Genomic DNA, 17637 nt, shown 5'->3' on the forward strand with positions numbered 1-17637 from the left:
GCGCAGGGGACATTCCGGACTCAGAAAATGCCCGGAAAGGAATATCCGCTGTACAGTAGAGGCCGGCATTCCATCGACTGGAATGCCGGCCTATCATTTTGTCATTTCAATCAAATGGTGTTAATCAAATGGTGTTCTTAATATATTCCTTATCCCAGAGCCGGGAAACTAACACTATCTTCATCGGAAGTGCTCTATTATGACTTTAGCGGGCACCAGAAGCACTCCAATAAATGCGACTGTGGTAGAAACGAGGTTGTACTCATGGAATATGGAATATGGACACTGATCCCCGTCCTGTTCGTCATTGCCTTTGCGCTGAAAACAAAGCGGACTCTGGAACCGTTGATCTTTGGAACTCTGCTGACCTATGTGATTACCAGCGCTGCACGGATCCCGTCCGAGGGAGTGTATGCACTGTCTCACATCGCCACCGACTGGATGGATGCTTTTTTCCGCGTGGCGACAGATTATTCGCACCAATGGGTCTTTTTGGTGTGCGCGTTGTTCGGCAGCCTCATTACGCTGTTGGGAGAATCCCATGGAACACTGGGATTTACAAGGGCGCTTGGAAAGCTCTGCCGGGGGCCAAGGTCCACCATGATGGTCACCTGGATCATGGGGATTCTTATTTTTGTGGATGACTATTTGAATATCATGACACTGAGCACCTGCATGAAAAAACTGACCGACCAACGCCGTGTGCCCCGGGAGGCCCTGTCTTACATCATCGATTCCACCGGCGCGCCGGTGTGTGCCATTCTGCCGTTCTCTACCTGGGCAATCTTCTTTTCCGGGCTATTTTTCACGCAGCCGGGGATTGCGGAGCTGGGCTATGGAACGGCGATAGAGACATTCTATCACGTGATCCCCTTTGCCTTTTACGCCATCGCAGCGGTTATCATCGTGCCGCTGTTTATCGTTGGCGTTGTTCCCAAGCTGGGGCGGATGCGGACCGCTTACCGCCGCCTTCAGGAGACCGGCAAGGTCTATTCGCCGGAGAGCGCACCGCTCAACGAGGAGGATGAGTCGGAATTTCAGACACAGGGCAGCCTCATGGACTTTATCCTGCCGGTGGGCGTGTTGATTATCTTGGCAATCATTTCCGGAGAGCTGTTTCTGGCCGTGGTTGCTGCGATTGCAGTGTGCTTTGTGCTCTATATTCCCAGAGGCAAAATGAGCTTTTCCAGGTTCTGTGATCTGGCGATGCACGGCTTTTGCAACATGATTCCCACGGTGGCCATCATCTTCTTTGCGTTTGTCATGCAGGAGGCAATGACCGATATCGGGATTGCCGATTACATCATTACCCTGGTGCAGCCCCATGTCAATGCCGTGATCTTCCCTCTGGTGACATTTCTGGTGGTGGCGATCCTGAATTTCAGTACAGGCAGCGTGTGGGGGATTCCGGCCATCGTTGCGCCAATCCTGCTGCCGCTGGCGGAGAGCATCGGCACAAATCTGCTCCTGGTCATGGGGGCGATTGTCTCGGGCGCCACGCTCGGCAGCCATGCCTGCTTCTATTCCGATGCCACGGTATTGACATCCAGCTGCTGTAAGATCGAGAACATGGATCATGCGTTGTCTCAGATTCCGTATGCGCTGTGTGCCAGCGGAATTTCCGCTTTGGGGTATCTGGTATGCGGTGCTCTGCTGTAAAGGAGGAAGGCCTATGCCGTATCATCTTTGGATGGGAAATATCGTAAATATTGCCACGGATGCCATTGTAAATGCTGCAAACACAGAACTGAAGCGTACGCCGGGGATCTGTGAGGCAATTTTCGCCGCAGCGGATAGTGCAAAGCTGGAGGAGGCTTGCCGACGTCATGGCCATTGTCCTATCGGGCATTCTGTGATGACGCCGTCCTTTGGGCTGCCGGCCCGCTATATTATTCACGTGGCCGGACCTGGCTGGTTTGGAGGCGCGGAGCGAGAGCGGTTACTGCTGGCAGACTGCTACCGCCGCGCCATGACAAGGGCAGTGACCAGCGGATGCAAAAGCATTGCGTTTCCACTTATTTTTTCGGGAGAATATCACATCCCACGAGAAGAAGCAATCTATATTGCCGGCCAAGCGATTACGGACTTTATACGCCGGAGTCCTGCCTTGGATGTGGTTCTGGTCCTTTACAAGCCGGGAATCTATCTGATGGCCAAACGGATTTTGGGATGGGACGATACACACAGTTATGAAACGAGCGCCAAATGATTCTGGCGCTCGTTTTCCTGCTGCTGGTGGGAGCGCCCCAATTCTATCTTCCGATCATGACGCCATTATTCACGGTTTGGTAGTATTACGCGTGATACGATAACGGGACAAGGTATTGATTCTATGACGAGTTGTGGGAGGGTGAGTACATAGGGGGCAGACAAACAATGAATGCGCGAATTTCCCATACGATCCGGAAGCGGAGGCCCCTCCGGGGAGGCTAAAAATCCTTTTTGGCTATGCGGCCGCGTGAGCAAAACGTATGCCCTGTCGTAAGCGGCGCATCAGGCGCAGAAAGAGGGCGCTGATCTGGTGGTGGGCTATGTGGAGCCGCATGTAAGACCGGATACATTGTCCCTGCTGAACGGACGGGAGGTCTTGCTGAATAAGAAAAACGAATACCGCGGCACTCAACTCCGGGAGGGTTGATATTGATCAGATTCCAACTGTCCTGGTGGATGAAGCGGCGCACAACAACACCCAGGGGTGCCGGCATACCAAGCATCGGGATGTGGAGAGGCTTCTTCGGGTGGGAAAAGTCTGTCGGAAACGCCAGACCAAACAGGTCCTGCAAAATTTCTTTACCACAGGGAATATAAAGCAACTGCGCTGCAATCTGCACTTGGCGGAGCAGCAGGAAGCGCAGATTTCCATGGTGTACGGGACGGCTCCTGCGGTGCAGATCGCGGAATACGCAAGGGTCAGCGGCGTGGCAAAGATCGTCATGGGCCGCATCAATCATAAGTCAGGAGCCCATCACGGGGAAAACAGCCCGGCAGACCAACTGACGGATCTGGAGGTGTACATCCTTCTGAACTGTCAGCATTTATTAAGAGGCCGATTGGAGAATTGCGTGTGCCGGAAGCACATTTTTCCTGGAGAGATGCGGGCGTCATGCGGGCTTCGCTGCTGCTATCCGCAGGAAACTTGATGTGCGAAGCCCAAAACAGATGCGCACTGTCCGCTGAGAAGCAAAAAGCACCTGAAATCTTTAGATTTCAGGTGCTTTCCTACTGTAAATGGCGCACAGATTACAGGGCTGTATGGAGAGGCAACGGGAATCGCGTTTGCAGAGACGCTGATATCTTCAAACGTTGTACGCAGAATGACCCGCCACATGTCGGAGGCAGGCTTCCGGACGGCGGTTCCCTCCGCAGAGCGTCTTCCGCCCAAAAGCTGAGCCCCAGGGGGCGGCGCACGGAAAGGCAGCTTGCCCACAGCCAGGGGCATGAAAATAACTGCCGCGAGGCGTTTCCGCCGATCCCGTCTGACAAAAGACGTCAGTTTGTATCTCAATCCGGCGGAGGATCCTGTTCGCATGGCAGCTTCAGGACGAATCGGCTTCCCGCTCCCCGGGATTTTTCCACATAAACAGCACCGCCGTGGAACTCCGCGATGGCCCGCACCAGTGCCAGACCAAGTCCGGCACCGCCCAGCTGTCGGGAGCGGGAATCATCCACCCGGAAAAAGGGCTCGAAAATCCGCTGGCGGAGCGATTCCGGGATGCCGGGTCCCTGGTCGGAAACCACGATTTGGAACCATTCCCCATCCCGGTGGCCCGCGATGTGTACAACGCTGCCGGCCGGGCTGTACTTGACGGCATTTTCCACCAGATTGCATACCGCCTGCCGGAGCAGCTCTGCATTTCCGGCCAGGGTACAGGGCGCGGCATCCACCAAAATGGTGATGCTCCGCGCTTCCGCCTGGGGGGCGGCCTGGTCCGCGGCGCTCCGGATCGGCTGGCCGGAGGAGAGCCGCTCTCCGCGGGATGCCCGCTCCAGATTGGTCAGCTCCAAGAGTTCGCTCACCATGGCGGACAAGCGGTCCACCTCCCCCTCGACGATCCGGAGCAGCTCCAGTGTGGCCCGGGGGCGGAAGTCCTGCTTTTTGCGGAACAGGCCGATTCGGGTCTTCAGGACTGCCAGCGGTGTGCGGAATTCATGGGCCGCGCTGCGGGAGAAGTTCCTCTGCATGACGAAGACCTGGTTCAGCCGCTGGGACATCTGATTGAACGCCAGGGCCAGTGCGGCCGCCTCATCTCCGCTGTCGGGGATCTCAACGGGCTGCGCCAGATCCGCAGCCGTCCGCTCCCGGATCCGGCAAGTAAGTGTGTCCAACGGAGCAAGGGCTTTTCCAACCAGCCGGTATATGAGGAACAGGCCCAACGCCAGGATGGCAACCATGGCCAGCAGGCTCTGCATGTGGAACGCCCCCTGAGCCTGCTGGATCGTATCGCTGATATGCAGTTCCGCCATGGGCAGGCTGACACTGTCTTCCAGCTCTGTGCGCTGCGCCGGAAGAAGCGGCACCGCCTGAATGGCGTCGGCCATCCGGATGGCCGAAAAATTGTTAGTCACAGTGAGCAGGAGGCAGCAGAGCGTCAGCAGGGCTGCGCAGAGCAGAGTGACCCGCAGGCGCAGGGACATCGGTTTCCTCATGCCGTCTCCTCTCCGGCCAGGCGATAGCCCCGACCTACCTTGGTCTGGATCGGATCATGGCCCAGCCGCTTCCGCAGTTTTTTCCGGAGCGAGGAGATGTGCATCCGCACGGCGTTGCTGAAGGGGTTGGCATCCGCCTCCCAGATATGCTCCATCAGCTCCTCCTGGCTGATCCAGCATCCCCGGTGAAGCATCAGATGCTCCAGGATGGCAAATTCCCGGGGCGTCAGGGGAAGGGGTTCCCCACGGCCGGAGACCTCCCGGGTCACGGTGTTTAGGGTCAGCGCGCCCACCTGTACAAGGGACTCCCGCTGACGAAATTCCCGGCGCAGCAGCGTCCGCACCCGGGCCTCCAATTCCTCCAGGGCGAACGGCTTGGTCAGGTAATCGTCCGCGCCCAGATCCAGCCCTGCCACCTTGTCTGAGAGCTGTGACCGGGCGGAAAGAATCAGCACCCGCAGCTCCGGCTGTTCCGTCCGGATGTGCCGGAGCAGCTCCAGCCCATCCATGCCTGGCAGGTTCAGATCCAGGACCACCAGATCATAGGGTTCCACAAACAGCCGCTCACAGGCCGCAGCACCATCGTAGCAGCAATCCACCGTGTATTTTTCCAGTCTCAGATCCTCCGCGATCCCGTCGCACAGGAGACGCTCATCCTCCACCACCAAAATCCGCATCCCACTCACCGCCCTTTTCCATGTGCGGCTATTATAGCACATCCAGATAAAATTTCCATCAAGACCGTCTTGACAGGAAATTTACGTTTTCCATGCTACAATGTCTCCTGTCCAAAATCCGCCGCAGGTGCGGCAAGGAGGTTTTTTATGAAGCGATGCAAGAACAAACGGAAGCTGGCCGTGCTGGGTCTGGCCGCTGCCATGGCCCTGTCCCTGGCGGCCTGCGGAGAGAAGCGGCCCAGTCAGGAGGACGTGGAACAATCCATCGAGGCTGGTACGCTTACCATCGAGGACGCCCTGGATAAGGGCTGGGTCGATCAGGCGTGGGTGGATGCCTATTATGAGGAGAACAGCGTTCCCGCCGCCAGCAAAACAGAGAGCAACATGGTGGGCGACTTTGCCACGACCACCCTGTCCGGAGAGGCGTTTACCCGGGAACAGCTGGGGGATGTGGTGTTCTTTGCCTTCCTGGACCCGGAAGCGGAGGGGACGCAGGTCTTCTATAACGCACTGGCGGAGGGATATGAGGGCGTTGCGGAGAATGGGGCGGAAATCCTGGTCTGCACCAAAAGCGGAACCGGCAGCGAGATGTTTGCCGATGCACCCTTCCCCGTCATCCTCTACAACGACTCTCTGGCAGCAGCTGTGGGCAGCAACAGAAGCATGGTGGAGGACGGGGAGATGCCAAACGTCGCCTCCTGGTATGTGAAGGGAGCATTCCTCTCTGCATGGTATTCCGTCGTGGACGCAGAGGAGTTGCCTGCGTCCGCGGCTGCCTTTGTGGAGATGAGCCGGAACGCCGCGTTCCAGTCTGGGACGGCGGCAGAGGGCGGCGCCGCTATGGCGGCTATGGGCTGATATGAGAAAGATCACGATCTGTTGTCTGGCAGCCGCCCTGCTGATGATTGGACTGGGGCTGTGGCGCGGGGAAGCGGACATGGTCCTGCACAAGGGCGTCAACCTGTGTTTGGAGTGTGTGGGCATTGGCTGAAAACAAGCATCGCTGGAAGATCCAGCTGGGGGCCACGCTGGCTTCCAACCCCTTTTTGATGAACTTCCTGCATGGAAGGATCTTCAGGACCGGCCTGAAGGCCGTCTGCGTCCCCGGGCTGAATTGCTACTCCTGTCCGGCCGCGGCAGCTTCGTGCCCCATCGGGGCGCTTCAGGCGGTGATCGGCTCCTCCAAGTTCCAGTTTGCATGGTATGTGGTGGGATTCCTCATTTTCGCAGGCGCGCTGCTGGGGCGGGGGGTGTGCGGCTTTCTGTGCCCGTTCGGATGGTTCCAGGAGCTGCTTCACAAAATCCCTGCAAAAAAGTTCAGCACCAGGCGGGTCCGCATCTTGACCTATCTGAAATACGGGATTCTGGCGCTCTTCGTCATTGTCCTGCCTATGACGGTGGTCAACGAGGTGGGAATGGGCGACCCGTTCTTCTGCAAGTATATCTGCCCCGCCGGCATCCTGGAGGGCGGCATCCCGCTGGCGCTGGCCGATGCCGGCATCCGGGCCGGCCTGGGCGGACTATTTACCTGGAAGAGCTGCATCCTGCTGGGGACAGCTCTGCTGGCGGTGTTTTTCTACCGGCCTTTCTGCAAGTGGCTGTGCCCGCTGGGGGCCTTTTACGGGCTGTGCAACAGAATTTCCATCTGCCGCCTGCAGGTGGACTCGGGCCGGTGCACCGCCTGCGGGGCGTGCAGTCGTGCGTGCAGGATGGATGTGGATGTGTTCAGGACGCCCAACCATGCTGAGTGCATCCGCTGCGGGGACTGTGCGGCTGCCTGCCCCCATGGGGCCATCACCAGGGTATTTTCGATCAAAACAATACAAGAGAAGAAGGAGACTGCCACATGAAACGTGTTCTGATCCTATTGCTGTCGGCGGTACTGATGACCGCCGCATTGACCGGCTGCAGCTCCGGTGAAGAGGACGCCCTGGTGTCCAAGACACCTTTCCCGGAATTTTCCGAGGTGGACATTGCGGGCGATGAGATCTCCAGCGACATTTTCGCCGACTATGACGCCACCATCGTCAATTTCTGGAACAATGGCTGCGGTTCCTGCATCGCCGAGATGCCTGAACTGGAGGAGCTGTATCAGGATTTCAAAGAGCGAAACATCAACCTCATCGGTGTGGGTACCGACTCCGGCGAGAGCCGGGAGCAGCTGGACACGGCCCGGGAGATTTTGAAGGAAAAGGGCGTGACCTATCACAATATCTCTCCGGATCCGGAGGGCGATTTCTACAAGGACTTCGTTGCGGATATTTCCACCTATCCCACTACATATATCGTGGACAGCGAGGGAAACATCGTGGGTGCGGATATCGTGGGCAATGTGAAGAAGCAGCTGGACACCGTGGAGACCCGGCTGGCGCTGATCACCGGCCAGAAATAGAGTGAGAGACTGACAGGCGGCCGCCCCGCGGAATGAGGCGGCCGCCTGTGCCGGATTCATTGGCCGGGGAGAGGGGAGCGGGCGATTTGCCGGCTGTTCCGGCAGGCCGCCGCGGCGGCACTTCCGCCAGCGCAGAGCGGGAATTCCGCTGCATCAGCAGACGCGGGAATCCCTGCCGCACGGGGGCCGCAGATGGGCCGTCGGTACCAAATCCCGGAACAGACAGGCGAGGGGCATCAGATCAGCACACGGCGGTTGGGGTCACTCAAAACTTCCCGCTGGATGTAGGAGGCAATGATATCAATAAACTGGGAGGCGCGGGGCGGAGCCGTCAGCGTAAATCCCGCCATTTTGACCAGAAGCGGTCGGTTTGTATGCCACGCGCAGAGAACGACAGTCCGGATGTTCCGCTCCACGTTGGAGGGATGGCACCGGGTCTGCAGGGCCACGACTTCATAGATCTCTTCGGTGACGTTGAGCAGGCGGGATTCGTCTTCCAGGACCAGAGCAATGGCGCGGACCGTCTGCGGGTAACCGCGGTAATTGCGCGTAATGCCAAAGGGGCGCAGCGTTTCCCGGATGATCGTGTCCATGGAGAGCACCTCCTCGAAATTTGCGATGAGAAGATTGTACGACGAAAAACAGCAAAGCCTGAAAAAACGACATCTCTCAGAAAATTCGACATCTTCCATTGCGTGGGGAGGCTGCGCGGCCTGCCTTCCAGAATTTGGAACCCCCTTTCAATCTATCATAATATATTTTTTTACTTTTGTCTTGAATCTGGCTGTATTTTACAAAAAAATGAGCGCCGGAAGACCGGCACCCATGGGGAAGAGGGAAAAGTTATCTGAGCAGACAGGATCTCCTTCAACTCCTGGAGAGACCTTTTTGAAAGCTGCGGGCCAATACGCGGGGCTGGAGGACGATGGATTTTTCATCAACCACGAGGCACCGGCCAGTCAGGGGGGAACGATGCCGACGTTGTTCAGCACTACTGGCCTGGATGTGACGGAAACAGGGAAAGCCCCCGCTCGTATGAGCGGGGGCTTTCTTGCGCAACAAGTTACTTGAAAGAAACTATTTGCCTTACGGCTGGACAGTGTAGACGAAGCGGACAGTGTTGGAAGTGAACTCATCCACAACTCTGCCGTCTTCATTTTCGATGGTGATAATTACATAGTAATTACCACTTTCCTGGATCGCGATTTGTCCCAGGTTGTTCCAATCATTAACCTCATAGGCAGTCTGGTTTACATGCTCCTTGGAGCCGACTTCCGCATCGCCCTCGGTGCTGTTGGCCTTCATCAGAGTCACAGTAACAGGATAGTTAGCGGGAATCTTTCCGGTGCCGACCAGGTCAACAGTAACGGTATTGCTGTTGCAGACGAAATTCTCCACACCGGTCAGGTCCAGCTCGCTGCTTCCCTGCTCACCGTCGTCTTTGGCAACGCCGCCCACATCGGTGACGCAGATGAAGGTGATCTCGCCGTCCTTCACATACAGGTCGATCTCCACAGTGCCCTGATCCTTCGGGTCCTCGTCTCTCACGGCATCCAGAGCGGCCTCCAGACGGGAGATGCTGTTGATCTCGCGGTCATACACGGAGTCGTTCCGGTCAGCACGGCTGCGGCCGTCGATGATGGTGGCATTGGCGATGCTGACATCGTCAAACTCGACGTTATCGATGGTGCCGCTCAGAGCGTTGCGATAGATCTGATCCGTGTTGTCCAGCGCCAGATCCTCTACGACGATGCCGTCGGAGTCCTCATCGATAGAATGAGCGGTCTTGTCATAGTCCTTCAGCGTGTAGACGCCGTCCTCGTCGATGCTGTCCACCTCATAGAAGCCATGGGCACTCAGCTTTTCATCGATGGTGATGTCCTCGCTGGTGTTGTCCTCCATGGACCAGAACTCGCGGACGTACTTGTCGGTGCCCACCTTGTCGGTGCTGCTGCCGGCGGCGTACAGGATGTCGGCGGAGCCAACGGAAGCGCTGCTGTCAACCAGAATCACATACAGAGCATCGCGGTCCTCATCCTGGTCAGCAATCACGATGACATGACCAGAGTTGTCGGCCTTCATACCACCCGCAGCGTAGACAGTATCAATGTCATCGGCATAATCTTCAACACCCAGATACTGAGTATTTTCGTCCACATAGAAGCGATCAGTATTATTCAGGGTATCAACAGTAGAGAACCGGGTATCGTCCATCGCCAGGCCGTCAGCACTCAGAGCAGTATTCAGTTTATCCTGAATGTTAGCGGCGGTAGAGTTAATACCGTAGATCACATAGTCATCATCGCCGTCCCACTCTGTAGCAACATCATCATCAAAGGTAAAGAGGCCCTTGACAGGAGCGTAATCGCCATCAGTCGTATCTAGGAACTTTACCAACTCGTTTTTGGAGTCCTTCTCATCCAGCTCAATGTCGGAGACAGAGCCATCCGCCAGAGACACGGCCTGGGCATAATAGGTCATCTTGCTAGCGTTGTACCGGCTCTCCTCGCCGTAGACGCCAGCCACATAGTACACGTCAGACAGGTCCGCACCAGCGGCGCCCTCCACACCGATGACATAGCCGTCGGCGGTCAGGTAGATGGTGTATTCCTTGTCGAAGTCGAAGTTGCTGGTGATGCCGTCCACGAAACCAGCGGTGCCATCCTTGCTGCGGGCAAACTCATACTTGGTGCCGTCCATGGTGACGGTCTCGTCCTCACGGAAAGCGGTGACTTCGCCGGTGACAGCCTCGGCCTCGTAAGAAGCCAGGACTTCATCGCCGAACTTGCCGTCGCGGAAGGCCACGGCCAGAACAGTGCCCTCGTCATAGGAGGAGGCATAGCCCCGCAGGGTCTTCTCGGCGTCGTCGTACTTGTCGTAGTAGTCGTTGCTGTTGTCGCCGTCCAGATCGGTGAGGGTCAGGACCTCGGAGGCGCCGTTGCGGCTCTCAGCGGTGCTGACGTCGGTGTCGACCTTGTCGATCTTGGCAACAGTGTAGCGGGAAACCACAACGGTCTCCACATCGCCGTTGTCATTCTCGTAAGCCTCGACGATATCGCCCACGGCAACCTGCTCAGAGGACTTCACCTCATTGTCATCGCCGTTCAGGAAGTACTTGGCGTCCTTGGCTTCGGAGTTGCTGTAATTCATGTAGCTGGAGCTGGTGACCACCTGGCCGACGTCCATATCGTCGTCCTCCACCACATAAGTGGCGTCAGCCTCGTTGGCATAGGTGCCCACATCGTCGCCATCATAGACCCACTTGCTGGAGGGATGGCCGAAGATGTCGGTGGCATCCTCCTTCTCCAGGTCCTTGAAATACTTCTCGCCGAACTGCATCAGGCCGTCGCCGTTGCGCTCGCCATCGATGTTGCCGTCGGTGTTGGTATTGTTTTCAACGTCCTTGCGGGTGGAAGTGGTGTTGATGGTGATGTCGCCCACAACGATGGTGTCCTTCTTGTCATACTCGACCATGGTGGCCTGCAGCATGTTGAAGGCGTACAGGGCGGCCTCCTGACGGGTCACAGCCTGGGAGCCCACGAACTCGTCGTTGCCGTCGTCCAGACCGATGCCGCTGGCCTGCTTGATGACGCTGACCTGCCAGTTGGCGCCGGTGTAGCCCTCGATGGAGCTGTCATAGCCCAGAGCGCCCAGCAGCATCTTCATGAACGCATTGCCGCTCAGGGTGCCGGTGGGACGGAAGGTGCCGTCAGCATAGCCGCTGATGATACCCTGCTGAGAGCAGTAGGTGATGTAGCCCGCGAAGGTGTTGGTCACGGGAACATCCTTGAAGGGGGCGGTGCTGGCCGCCAGAGCGGATGCGGTGGTGGGGCCCAGGATCAGGTTGCAGATGATCTTGGCGGCCGCACCGCGGGTCAGGACATCATCGGGACGGAAGTCGCCGCCGGAATAACCGTCGACAACGCCCAGAGCAGAGATCACATCCACAGCTTCCTTGTAGGTGATCTCGCTGTCGTCCGTGAAGTCCTTGGCGCCGGCGCTGACGGTGACCAGAGACATGGTCATCACCAGAGCAAGCACCAGAGAAAGGAACTTCTTCATTTGGGATTTCTCCTCCTTCAAAAAATTTGCGGTCCGCCGGAAGACCCCAGGCGGGTCTGGGATTCGTGTGGGGGCTAGCCAACCAACTTGTGTCGGCCTACACCAACCGCAGAGCCGGATGCGGGGCGCTTCCGCCGTTCGCAAGGCCAATTTACGGGAAAAAACTGCCGGTGTCCAGCGTTTCGCAAACCTTTTAATCCAATTGAAAAACGGCGCACAAACCGCATGGACAGCCATGTCACGCCATCATAACACGGACGCGATTTCTGCTCCGGCCGCGGCGCGGGCCAAAAAAGAGAGCGGCCCCTGAGGGCCGCTCTCCTTTTGCGCCGTTCACAGCAGAACCTCCTCCCGAATGGGAAGGGCGTACCGCTGCCCGGCCTGCACCAGACGCCCGTCCTCCACCATGTGCTTGAGGATCAGGGCACACTGTCTGTCGCCGACGTGCAGGGGCGCCGCCAGATCCTGCCGGTAGGCCGGACCGGACTGCTCCAGAAATGTACGGATGACGTCATACTGCTCCTCCGGCGGCACCACCTGGCCGGCGGGGTAGTATTTGCCGCCGACCCGCACCAGCTTTCCCCGCTCAGCCAGCTGCCGGAGACGCTCGTAGGCCGCCACCTTGGACAGGCCGAGCAGCGACATGGCCTCCGACCGGGAGATGGTGCCTTTTTCGGCGGCGTAGGCCAGCAGCCGGGCGTCCTCGTTCTCCCGGCGCTCCTCCCGGCAGAGATCTCCCAGGCTGATGTGCTCCATCCCGCCCCGGATCAGGGCGGTCCGCACCATCTTGGACAGCCGGGGCTGGTCCAAGGGCCGCCGGGAGTTGGGCGTCAGCAGCACGTGCGGGTCCTCACCCGGCCGCCGGCGTCCCGCCGCCGCCCGCAGCAGGCGCCGCAGGGTGACGCCCAGGGCCAGGTCCCGGTCCGGCAGCCGCACCAGACCCCGGTCCAGATCCACCTGGTCCCAGGTCAGGGCTGTCATCTCCCGGACCTGCATCCCCAGCTTCCAACCCATCCAAAGGGCAAGCCCCACCGGGGAGCTGCCCTCCGCCTGGAGCAGCTTCCACATCAAAAAACCGTCCACCTCCCGCCGAGGGCGGGAGTCCTTCTGCCGCCCCTCCGGCAGATAGTCGGAGAAAACGGCATACAGAGTGGGGACGGCGATGCCGCTGATCCGGGCCACATAGGGCCAGTCGTGGGATTCCAGATGGCGGATGATGAAGTCGTGCCGCAGATCCATCAGGCTGATGCCGCCCAGCCCCGCCCGGTCCAGAGTTTTTCTGGCCAGGCGGGAAATGGACTCCGGCGGCATCTGCTGCCTGCGGCGGTCCGAGACCACCACGAAGGGAGTAGGCGGGTCGGGGCGCTCCGCCTGCCGGCGCAGGCAGTCCTCGGTCTCCGTCTCCAGCGGGATGGTCCGGTCCGGCAGCCGGAGCTGATGGGCAGAAAAGTCCACATCGTTCCAAGCGAGGCGCTGGATCTCCTCCCGGGTCAGCCCCTGCCGCCAGGCCAGGCGGAGGATCAGCCCCGCCGCCGTCTGCGTCTGCTCCGCCAGAAGCTGGGCCATGGCCCGGGCATCCGGCCGTCTCATGGTTACTTTGCTCACGTTCCGTCTCCTCCCGGTCAGGGGGAGCGATGAACGGCGGGTTACGACCGTATGACATACGGACTGAACCCTGCACCGCTTTGGACGCTCCCGGTCAGGAACGCCCAGAATTGTTCTGCTGTCTCCATGGGATGGCGGGTGCGGGCAGCTGCCCACGGGTGCCCGCACCGGGCGTACCTGCCGCCTCTGACTTTCACCGTGTTTCTGTCTGTTTCTGTCTGCCGCCGTTTGCCGGGAGAGCCGAAGGAGCTTCGATGGGGCCCGGCACCCCACCCGTCACACGGGCTGGCTATTCTTGCCGGACTGCTTCCCCCACGCCACAAGGCCCCGGATGATTAGGTCCCGGAACATCGCGTCCCGGGGGACGCCGGGGTAGCTGCTCTGCTTTACCGCGGTCAGTTCCGCCGCCAGCTCCGGCGTCACGGAGATGGTGAACCGTTTTTGATCTCTGTTCATGTACGCAGCTCCTTTCCATATAGTGGTTAAGTGAATTGGTGAACCTATTAAAGTTATTATAGTGGTTCACTGAACCGAAGCCAAGGGGGCTGCGGCTCTCTTTACACCGGTGGTTCACTCGTGTATAATAGGGCCAGAGGTGATAAGGATGGCAACAGACAGACCGCGTTACACGGTATCCGTGGACAATGAGCTGTTTCAGCAGATCGAGGATTTCCGCTTTGAGCGCCGGTTCCAGACCCGTTCGGAGGCGACCGTGGAATTGATCCGGCTGGGACTGGAATCCCTGAAAAAGGAACAGCAGACCCCGCGGGAGAAGCCGGCGGACGAGGCACGTGACGACTGACCGTCCGCCGGCGGCTCCGGCCGCGGGGACACCCGTGAAAACGGGAGCGCGCACCCCCGCCCTATCCTATCGGAGATAACTGAAACAGTTCTGATTCCGGCGCACCTCCGGGGGAGGCGGGAATCAACGAAAAAAAGACGGCTGCCGGGTTGGCAGCCGTCTTGGTGATTTTGGGAGATGGATACGGGAAGGGCACTCAGTAGAATTCCTTCAGACAGGCCTCCGCATCCGCCCAGGTGCCGGTGAAGGGGACGGGCGTCTCCATCTTCAGGGGCACCAGGGCGGTGGCGGAGCGGAGGACGGTGGGGATGTCAGCAGTCAGCCGCTCATTGATGTAGCCGGCAAAGGTGCAAGGAACGGCCAGGGCCCTCACGCCTGCCGGAAGTAGGATGCGATCTCCCGCATCCGCGCCGACTGGGATACATGGAAGGGGCACCGGCGGTCACAGTGGCCGCAGCTGATGCAGGCATCCGCACCCAGAGACAGGCTCCGGTAGTGCTCTGCCGCCAAGGCATCCCCCGCACGGGCCAAGTCATAATACTTGTTGATGAGGCCCACGTCCAGGCCGGCGGGGCAGGGCTGGCAGTGGTTGCAGTAGACGCAGGTGCCCTCCGCGTCTCTGGGGGTGAGGGAGCTGATGACGGAGTAGTCCCGCTCCGCCTCCCCAGCCCGCAGAAAGCCCAGGACCCGTTCCAGATCCGCCCGGTCTCGGACACCGGGCAGCACCGTCAGGACGCCGGGCTTGTCCAGGGCGTACTGGATGCATTGATATTCCGTCAGGGCCTGACCGAAGGGAGAGGTACGAGCATCCAGCAGCTGTCCGCCGGCAAAGGCCTTCATCACGGAGATGCCCACGCCCTCCGCCTCGCACCGGCGGTAAAGGGCCATCCGCTCCGTGGCGCTGCCGTTGGCATACTCGCCGTGCTGATAGTCGTAGCTGGGGTTGATGCTGAACATCATCATGTCCGCCAGGCCGGTGTCCAGCACCTCCCGGGCCAGGGCCGGCGTATGGGTGGAGAGGCCGATGTGGCGGACGACGCCCTGGGCTTTCAGCGCCTCCAGATACTGAAGAACGCCGTTGTCCACATACCGGCGCCAGTCGCCAGACTCGTCCATACAGTGGATGAAGCCGTAGTCGATGTAGTCCGTCCGCAGCTGCTCCAGCTGCCACGCTACCGACCGCTTGACGGTCTCCAGATCCGTGGTCCAGCTGTAAGGTTTACCGGCGGCGTAATTGGCGCCGAAGTGGACCTGGTAGAGCACCTGCCTGCGCACACCCGCAAGGGCGGCGCCGAAGATGGGGAAGCAGGCGGAGTCGGCAGTGGCCAGGTCGAAGTAGTTGATCCCCTGCTCCAGGGCCATCTCCAGCGTGGCGGCACCCTCTTTCGCCCCGACGGCGGGGAGGCCGCTGGTGCCCACGCCCAGGACGCTGATCCGGTCCCCGGTGCGGCGGTTGACACGGTATTCCATAGGTCGAAACCATCCTTTCCTGTTGCAGCTCTGCGGCAGCCGGAGTCCGGGCGCCGCGCCTCACATGACCCTATTATACCGCCTGAAATGAGAAATAGCGAATACCTGTTTTCTATGCTGAGACATACATTTCACACATATCACACTTGCGGCCCCACTGCGGCCATGATATGGTAGGGGAGAAGAGGAGGTGCGGCCCGGTGGAATTTCGGACGCTGAAGTATTTTTTGACTGTGGCCCGGGAGGAGAACATCACCCGGGCGGCGGCGCTGCTCCATCTGACGCAGCCCACCCTGTCCCGCCAGCTGATGCAGCTGGAGGAGGAACTGGGAGTCAAGCTGTTCCGTCGCAGCCAGCACCACGTCGTTCTGACGGAGGCCGGGATGCTGCTGCGCCGCCGGGCTCAGGAGATCGTAGAGCTGGCGGAGAAGACGGCCCGGGAGCTCCGACCGGCGGAGGAGATCACAGGCCGGATCTCCATCGGAAGCGGCGACCTGCGGAGCATGACGTATCTGGCAAAGCTCCTGGCTGCCTTTCACCGCCAGCATCCCCGGGTCCAGTATGAGATTTACAGCGGAGACTCCGACGGGATCAAGGAGCGGATCGAGCAGGGACTCCTGGACATGGGACTTCTGCTGGAGCCGGTGGACACCAGCCGCTACCAGATCCTCCGGCTGCCTGTCCGGGAATCCTGGGGCGTCCTGGTGCCGGAGGATTCGCCTCTGGCCCGGCGGGAGGCGGTGACGCCCGGGGACCTGGCGGACAGCCCCCTGATCCTGACCACCCGGGAGCTGATGCGCCGGGAAATGATCCGCTGGTTCGGCCCTTACGCAGACCGGATCCAGGTGGCGGCCAGCGGCAACCTGCCTTACAACCAGACCCAGCTGGCCCGGGAGGGGCTGGGGATCTATCTGGTGATCCGGCTGGATTGCGCCTATGACGGGCTGCGGTTCGTGCCCCTCTCTCCGCCGCTGGAGTCGGGCACGGTTCTGGCCTGGAAGAAGACCGAGGTCCTTTCTGCCACCGCTGCTGCCCTGCTGCGATTTGCCGAGAAATACGTCGGCGGAATATCAGACCATCCGGTATAGGCATTGGACAAGGCGAAGTTCCGGATTTAGAATGGAGGCGTCCCTGCGGGGACGTCTCCACTTTCTGCCCTGAGGTGCGGGCGATGACGATCCAGGAGGCCAGCGAGTGCGATCAGATCTCCATGGAGGTCCTGAGGTCGGGCAGGCCGCGACCCGGAGCGGCTGAACCTGATCCTGACGCTTCGGGACATCGGCTTCACCGGAGAGGAGACGGGGGGCTATATGCGGCTGCGGCTACTGGTGGAGATACGGGCCGCCGCGCTGGCGGATATTCACACCCGTGAGCGGCAGGAGACACGCTGGCGGCAGAACATCCACACCGGGGCGGCGGTCTGCCCCGCATTCATAAGAAAGCATTGGGAGGTATGTTGCATGAAGATCATGGACAAGGCTACATTTGAGGAACAGAACGTGTTTGGCCTGGGCGCGCCCAACGACGCTTTTGCCCGGTACTTTGCCGGCCGGTCCTATCTCAATCCCCTGACCCGCCCGGAGGACGGGCTGTTTCTGGCCAACGTCACCTTCGAGCCCGGGTGCCGGAACAACTGGCATATCCACCACGCCTCCGAGGGCGGCGGGCAGCTGCTGATCTGCACCGCCGGCGAGGGTTGGTACCAGGAGGAGGGCAAAGAGGCGGTCAGCCTGGAGCCCGGCAGAGTCATCGTCATCCCGGCGGAGGTCAAGCACTGGCACGGCGCCAAGCGGGACAGCTGGTTCAGCCACATCGCCGTCGAGATGCCCGGTGAGGCCTGCTCCAACGAGTGGTGCGAGCCGGTGAGCGACGCGGAATACGAAGCACTCTGAGCGGCCCCCGGCCGGGGAATCGCAAGGCACGGACAGTCCAAAGACTGTACGTGTCTTGCTTTGCAGCAGTTCCGCCGGAATCCTTCCCGC

The 17637-nt window shown here is 59.7% G+C and carries 19 protein-coding genes; 10 read left to right on the forward strand and 9 right to left on the reverse strand.

Going from position 1 to position 17637, the window contains the following annotated elements:
- Positions 1-264 precede the first annotated feature (264 nt).
- Positions 265-1659 carry a Na+/H+ antiporter NhaC family protein gene (locus tag ACLTXB_RS02425; protein ID WP_021747956.1) on the forward strand — a complete coding sequence of 465 codons (1395 nt, stop codon included), beginning with the start codon at positions 265-267 and terminating at the stop codon, positions 1657-1659.
- Between the two features lie 13 nt (positions 1660-1672).
- Positions 1673-2209, forward strand: a complete 537-nt coding sequence (locus ACLTXB_RS02430; protein ID WP_025543626.1) for a macro domain-containing protein — start codon at positions 1673-1675, stop codon at positions 2207-2209.
- Positions 2210-2429: 220 nt separating this feature from the next.
- Here ACLTXB_RS02430 and ACLTXB_RS02435 read toward each other — a convergent pair whose 3' ends face one another.
- From ACLTXB_RS02435 to ACLTXB_RS02445, 3 genes are all read right to left on the reverse strand, one after another.
- Entirely contained in the window at positions 2430-2951 is a 522-nt protein-coding gene (locus tag ACLTXB_RS02435) for a hypothetical protein (RefSeq protein ID WP_287555209.1), read from the reverse strand.
- 550 nt (positions 2952-3501) lie between these two features.
- A complete protein-coding gene (locus ACLTXB_RS02440) occupies positions 3502-4647 on the reverse strand; it encodes a sensor histidine kinase (protein ID WP_412260155.1) in 1146 nt (381 codons plus the stop codon).
- On the reverse strand, positions 4644-5324 hold the full coding sequence (locus ACLTXB_RS02445; protein ID WP_267288519.1) for a response regulator: 681 nt from the start codon (positions 5322-5324) through the stop codon (positions 4644-4646). The genes ACLTXB_RS02440 and ACLTXB_RS02445 overlap by 4 nt, the downstream gene beginning before the upstream one ends.
- Before the next feature lie 147 nt (positions 5325-5471).
- Between ACLTXB_RS02445 and ACLTXB_RS02450 the strand changes: the two genes are divergently transcribed.
- Genes ACLTXB_RS02450 through ACLTXB_RS02465 form a run of 4 tightly spaced genes read left to right on the forward strand, consistent with a single transcriptional unit; the run spans position 5472 to position 7716 of the window.
- A complete protein-coding gene (locus ACLTXB_RS02450) occupies positions 5472-6182 on the forward strand; it encodes a hypothetical protein (protein ID WP_287555223.1) in 711 nt (236 codons plus the stop codon).
- Between the two features lies 1 nt (position 6183).
- Positions 6184-6315 (forward strand): CD1871A family CXXC motif-containing protein, encoded by a 132-nt coding sequence (locus ACLTXB_RS02455; RefSeq protein ID WP_256264661.1) that lies wholly within the window; start codon positions 6184-6186, stop codon positions 6313-6315.
- Positions 6308-7174, forward strand: coding sequence for a 4Fe-4S binding protein (locus ACLTXB_RS02460; protein WP_337601143.1), 867 nt, complete (start codon positions 6308-6310; stop codon positions 7172-7174). The genes ACLTXB_RS02455 and ACLTXB_RS02460 overlap by 8 nt, the downstream gene beginning before the upstream one ends.
- Positions 7171-7716 (forward strand): TlpA family protein disulfide reductase, encoded by a 546-nt coding sequence (locus ACLTXB_RS02465; protein WP_119311713.1) that lies wholly within the window; start codon positions 7171-7173, stop codon positions 7714-7716. Before ACLTXB_RS02460 ends, ACLTXB_RS02465 begins: the two co-directional genes overlap by 4 nt.
- A gap of 236 nt (positions 7717-7952) precedes the next feature.
- Here ACLTXB_RS02465 and ACLTXB_RS02470 read toward each other — a convergent pair whose 3' ends face one another.
- Positions 7953-8309 carry a sporulation initiation factor Spo0A C-terminal domain-containing protein gene (locus tag ACLTXB_RS02470; RefSeq protein ID WP_025543633.1) on the reverse strand — a complete coding sequence of 119 codons (357 nt, stop codon included), beginning with the start codon at positions 8307-8309 and terminating at the stop codon, positions 7953-7955.
- Positions 8310-8343: 34 nt separating this feature from the next.
- Between ACLTXB_RS02470 and ACLTXB_RS02475 the strand changes: the two genes are divergently transcribed.
- Positions 8344-8787 (forward strand): hypothetical protein, encoded by a 444-nt coding sequence (locus ACLTXB_RS02475; RefSeq protein WP_428226087.1) that lies wholly within the window; start codon positions 8344-8346, stop codon positions 8785-8787.
- A 15-nt stretch (positions 8788-8802) separates the two neighbouring features.
- Here the strand turns inward: ACLTXB_RS02475 and ACLTXB_RS02480 are convergent, their stop codons facing one another.
- From ACLTXB_RS02480 to ACLTXB_RS02490, 3 genes are all read right to left on the reverse strand, one after another.
- Positions 8803-11778: an S-layer homology domain-containing protein gene (locus ACLTXB_RS02480; RefSeq protein ID WP_428226088.1), complete on the reverse strand. Its 2976-nt coding sequence runs from the start codon at positions 11776-11778 to the stop codon at positions 8803-8805.
- 333 nt (positions 11779-12111) lie between these two features.
- Entirely contained in the window at positions 12112-13383 is a 1272-nt protein-coding gene (locus ACLTXB_RS02485; RefSeq protein ID WP_412260166.1) for a hypothetical protein, read from the reverse strand.
- A gap of 276 nt (positions 13384-13659) precedes the next feature.
- Positions 13660-13839, reverse strand: a complete 180-nt coding sequence (locus tag ACLTXB_RS02490) for a hypothetical protein (RefSeq protein ID WP_287555469.1) — start codon at positions 13837-13839, stop codon at positions 13660-13662.
- Between the two features lie 148 nt (positions 13840-13987).
- Between ACLTXB_RS02490 and ACLTXB_RS02495 the strand changes: the two genes are divergently transcribed.
- A complete protein-coding gene (locus ACLTXB_RS02495) occupies positions 13988-14185 on the forward strand; it encodes a ribbon-helix-helix domain-containing protein (protein WP_021750310.1) in 198 nt (65 codons plus the stop codon).
- A 196-nt stretch (positions 14186-14381) separates the two neighbouring features.
- On the opposite strand, the gene ACLTXB_RS02500 is transcribed toward ACLTXB_RS02495, so the two are convergent.
- Positions 14382-14558 carry a hypothetical protein gene (locus ACLTXB_RS02500; protein ID WP_256264656.1) on the reverse strand — a complete coding sequence of 59 codons (177 nt, stop codon included), beginning with the start codon at positions 14556-14558 and terminating at the stop codon, positions 14382-14384.
- A complete protein-coding gene (locus ACLTXB_RS02505) occupies positions 14555-15655 on the reverse strand; it encodes an aldo/keto reductase (RefSeq protein WP_287555468.1) in 1101 nt (366 codons plus the stop codon). The genes ACLTXB_RS02500 and ACLTXB_RS02505 overlap by 4 nt, the downstream gene beginning before the upstream one ends.
- A 200-nt stretch (positions 15656-15855) precedes the next feature.
- Here ACLTXB_RS02505 and ACLTXB_RS02510 point away from each other — a divergent pair, with 200 nt between their 5' ends.
- Both ACLTXB_RS02510 and ACLTXB_RS02515 read left to right on the forward strand, forming a co-directional pair.
- Positions 15856-16743, forward strand: coding sequence for a LysR family transcriptional regulator (locus tag ACLTXB_RS02510; protein WP_276895767.1), 888 nt, complete (start codon positions 15856-15858; stop codon positions 16741-16743).
- Positions 16744-17115: 372 nt separating this feature from the next.
- Positions 17116-17547 carry a cupin domain-containing protein gene (locus ACLTXB_RS02515; protein ID WP_267288536.1) on the forward strand — a complete coding sequence of 144 codons (432 nt, stop codon included), beginning with the start codon at positions 17116-17118 and terminating at the stop codon, positions 17545-17547.
- Positions 17548-17637: the final 90 nt, after the last annotated feature.

The organism is Flintibacter sp. (genome assembly GCF_046973065.1).

Bases quoted from the DNA above. Each gene is read 5' to 3' on its own strand.
- ACLTXB_RS02425 (WP_021747956.1), top strand. From the start codon at position 265: ATGGAATATGGAATATGGACACTGATCCCCGTCCTGTTCGTCATTGCC.
- ACLTXB_RS02430 (WP_025543626.1), top strand. From the start codon at position 1,673: ATGCCGTATCATCTTTGGATGGGAAATATCGTAAATATTGCCACGGAT.
- ACLTXB_RS02435 (WP_287555209.1), bottom strand. From the start codon at position 2,951: ATGATTGATGCGGCCCATGACGATCTTTGCCACGCCGCTGACCCTTGC.
- ACLTXB_RS02440 (WP_412260155.1), bottom strand. From the start codon at position 4,647: ATGAGGAAACCGATGTCCCTGCGCCTGCGGGTCACTCTGCTCTGCGCA.
- ACLTXB_RS02445 (WP_267288519.1), bottom strand. From the start codon at position 5,324: ATGCGGATTTTGGTGGTGGAGGATGAGCGTCTCCTGTGCGACGGGATC.
- ACLTXB_RS02450 (WP_287555223.1), top strand. From the start codon at position 5,472: ATGAAGCGATGCAAGAACAAACGGAAGCTGGCCGTGCTGGGTCTGGCC.
- ACLTXB_RS02455 (WP_256264661.1), top strand. From the start codon at position 6,184: ATGAGAAAGATCACGATCTGTTGTCTGGCAGCCGCCCTGCTGATGATT.
- ACLTXB_RS02465 (WP_119311713.1), top strand. From the start codon at position 7,171: ATGAAACGTGTTCTGATCCTATTGCTGTCGGCGGTACTGATGACCGCC.
- ACLTXB_RS02470 (WP_025543633.1), bottom strand. From the start codon at position 8,309: ATGGACACGATCATCCGGGAAACGCTGCGCCCCTTTGGCATTACGCGC.
- ACLTXB_RS02480 (WP_428226088.1), bottom strand. From the start codon at position 11,778: ATGAAGAAGTTCCTTTCTCTGGTGCTTGCTCTGGTGATGACCATGTCT.
- ACLTXB_RS02490 (WP_287555469.1), bottom strand. From the start codon at position 13,839: ATGAACAGAGATCAAAAACGGTTCACCATCTCCGTGACGCCGGAGCTG.
- ACLTXB_RS02495 (WP_021750310.1), top strand. From the start codon at position 13,988: ATGGCAACAGACAGACCGCGTTACACGGTATCCGTGGACAATGAGCTG.
- ACLTXB_RS02505 (WP_287555468.1), bottom strand. From the start codon at position 15,655: ATGGAATACCGTGTCAACCGCCGCACCGGGGACCGGATCAGCGTCCTG.
- ACLTXB_RS02515 (WP_267288536.1), top strand. From the start codon at position 17,116: ATGAAGATCATGGACAAGGCTACATTTGAGGAACAGAACGTGTTTGGC.